General features: G+C 58.6%; 1 protein-coding gene and 1 pseudogene. One reads left to right on the forward strand and one right to left on the reverse strand.

All coding sequences use genetic code 11. The features are described 5' to 3' along the window. Window positions 1–744 precede the first annotated feature (744 nt). Complete coding sequence (locus BG842_RS02410) at window positions 745–2,019, forward strand: Cdc6/Cdc18 family protein (protein ID WP_069449542.1); 1,275 nt, start codon at window positions 745–747, stop codon at window positions 2,017–2,019. A 109-nt stretch (window positions 2,020–2,128) separates the two neighbouring features. On the opposite strand, the pseudogene BG842_RS26975 reads toward BG842_RS02410, so the two are convergent. Next, window positions 2,129–2,383: pseudogene (locus tag BG842_RS26975) on the reverse strand (CorA family divalent cation transporter); the annotation flags it as partial. Window positions 2,384–2,456: the final 73 nt, after the last annotated feature.

Consider the following 2,456-nt stretch of genomic DNA (forward strand, 5'->3'; position numbering starts at 1 on the left):
CCACCATCTTCCCGTTACACTCTGGACGAGGGGTGTGTGTCACCCTTTCTTGCTTCCGACAAATCGACGCTAACCTCCAGACGAAACGTACCTTCTTTCGCCCAGTAACGCGTTTTCTCGTCCATTATTTTCAACTTTCGTCTAGTCGGTCTTTATCATCGAGACTCACTTCCGACTTTCAGGAATACCTCTTTCAAAGACTCCTGATTTTGCCACCGTTACACTCTGGACGAGGGGTGTCCAACATCACACAAACACAACACGTTACTGCTCCGTTCTACTTCCCTGACGGTTTTTCCACACGTCCGTTTTGCTTCCCCATCTTCGCTTTTTTGCTCTCCCATCTTGTTCTCCTCTCCCGTCTTGCTCTCATTTCATCTCGACTGTTCTCATCGTTCGTGTTTTCACTCTGGACCGGGCGTCTGTTCGACGAGCAGGCTTCGACTTTCCGGTTCGTCGTATCCACCCTGTTCGTCGTTTCTACCCTTCCCGTTCTCTTCTCATCCACTTCTATTTCTCATCTTCTCCCTATCCTCTTCCCTCCTCTTTCCATCTTCTTCCCGCCCTCTTTTCACCCTCTCTTCCCCCCTTTCGATTCTTTTTCACTCTTTCTCGGGTCTTGGTGATGTGAATATGACACCGACGAATTACGCCTCTTCTCTCGCATATTCGGTCGATATACACTCGACACGTTGTGTGGGGGGAAGGCCTAGTTATTTATACTGAGCGCACGCTGGCTGTCGTATGTCCGATGAACCTCCCCGGCTCTCCGATTTCGATACCACGGACGACCCGGCGAGCGACCCCCTGTTCAACGTGGACGACGGAACCACGACACAGGTGTTCGAACGAAAGGAGTTGCTGAAAGTCGGCCACGTCCCCCAGAGTACGCGCATCGTCGGGCGTGATTCCGAGATCGAGTCCGTCGCGGCCGAACTCCGACCCATCGTCCGTTCCGACCCGCCGAACAACGTCATGATATACGGCAAGACCGGAACCGGAAAATCCCTCGTCACACGGCACGTGACCGAGCGCGCACGACAGGCTGCCGGTGCACAGGACGTCGACGTCGGTACCGTGTACGTAGACTGCGCACAGCACAACACCCACACCAGGGTCGCTCGGTCTATCACCCGGACGCTGAACGACGAGGACAAGACGGGGATTTCCATTCCTCGGACGGGTATCGGAAGCGGGGAGTACTACGATTACCTCTGGGAGGTTCTCGACCGCTGTTACGACGCCGTGATCATAATCCTGGACGAGGTTGACCGACTCGAATCCGACGACGTACTGATGCAACTCTCTCGCGCGCGCGAGTCGGGGAAGGCCGATTGCCACCTCGGTATCGTCGCCATCAGCAACAAGATAGAGTACCGCGACCGGCTCAACGAGCGGGTCAAGAGCAGCCTTCGGGAGGAGGAGTTCGTGTTCCAGCCGTACGACGCGAACCAACTGCGGGATATCATGGAACACCGGCGCGACGCGTTCAAGGAAGGGGTCCTGACTGGCGACGTCATTCCGCTGACCGCCGCGTTCGCCGCACAGGAACACGGTGACGCGCGAAAGGCAATCGAAATCCTCCGCCACGCCGGGGAGCTCGCGGAACGGCAAGGCGACGAACTCGTCACCGAGGAACACATCCGCGACGCACAGGAGTGGGCCGAGGTGGACCGCTTCGAGGAACTGCTCCGGGGGTCGACGACGCAGGTGAAGTTCATCCTCTACGCGCTCGCACTCCGGACGAAGGAAAACCGCGGCTCGGAGTTCTCGACGAGCGAAATTTTCACCCGCTATCAGCAGATCTGCAAGCAACTGGATGCGAACGTGCTGAGCGAACACCGCGTCTACGAACTCCTCAAGGAACAGGCGTTCCTCGGCGTCGTGGAATCGACGCGAACCGGCGGCGGCCGCGGACAGGGGAGCTACCTCGAACATCGACTCGTGCAGGACACCGATATCGTGTTGAAATCCGTGCTCCGTGATAGCCGATTCGACAGCATCGACATCGACGAGTAATCTGTTTTGTGTCACCACCAAACGCGCGTCTGACACCCCTCGTCCAGAGTCCCACCGCCTCGCGGGTCGGCCACGCGAGTTTTCGGAACGCGAGCAGTTCCCGCCGGACGCCGTTTATCGACTCCAGCGTCTCGATGCTCGTGTCGCTGATGACGGCCTCCTCGACGGCCTCTATCTGTTCCTCTATCTGGTCGAGCGCCGCGAAGTAGCCGTCCACGATGCCGTCACAGACGCGGTACGCCGTGAAGTCCGGCCCGCGGCCGACGATTCGCCGGTCGCCGTCGAGCGCGGCGCGCCAGATGCGCGAAACGGCGTCGATGTCGTACTCCGAGAGGGTGACGAGCCAGTCCTCACCGACGAACACGCCGACCGGTTTGACGCGGGTCTCCTCCTCGAAGGTGGTTTCGCCGCGGGCGAGTTCGACCGTCTTGAGCAGG

The organism is Haladaptatus sp. W1, from assembly GCF_001723155.1.
Taxonomy (GTDB): domain Archaea; phylum Halobacteriota; class Halobacteria; order Halobacteriales; family Haladaptataceae; genus Haladaptatus; species Haladaptatus paucihalophilus.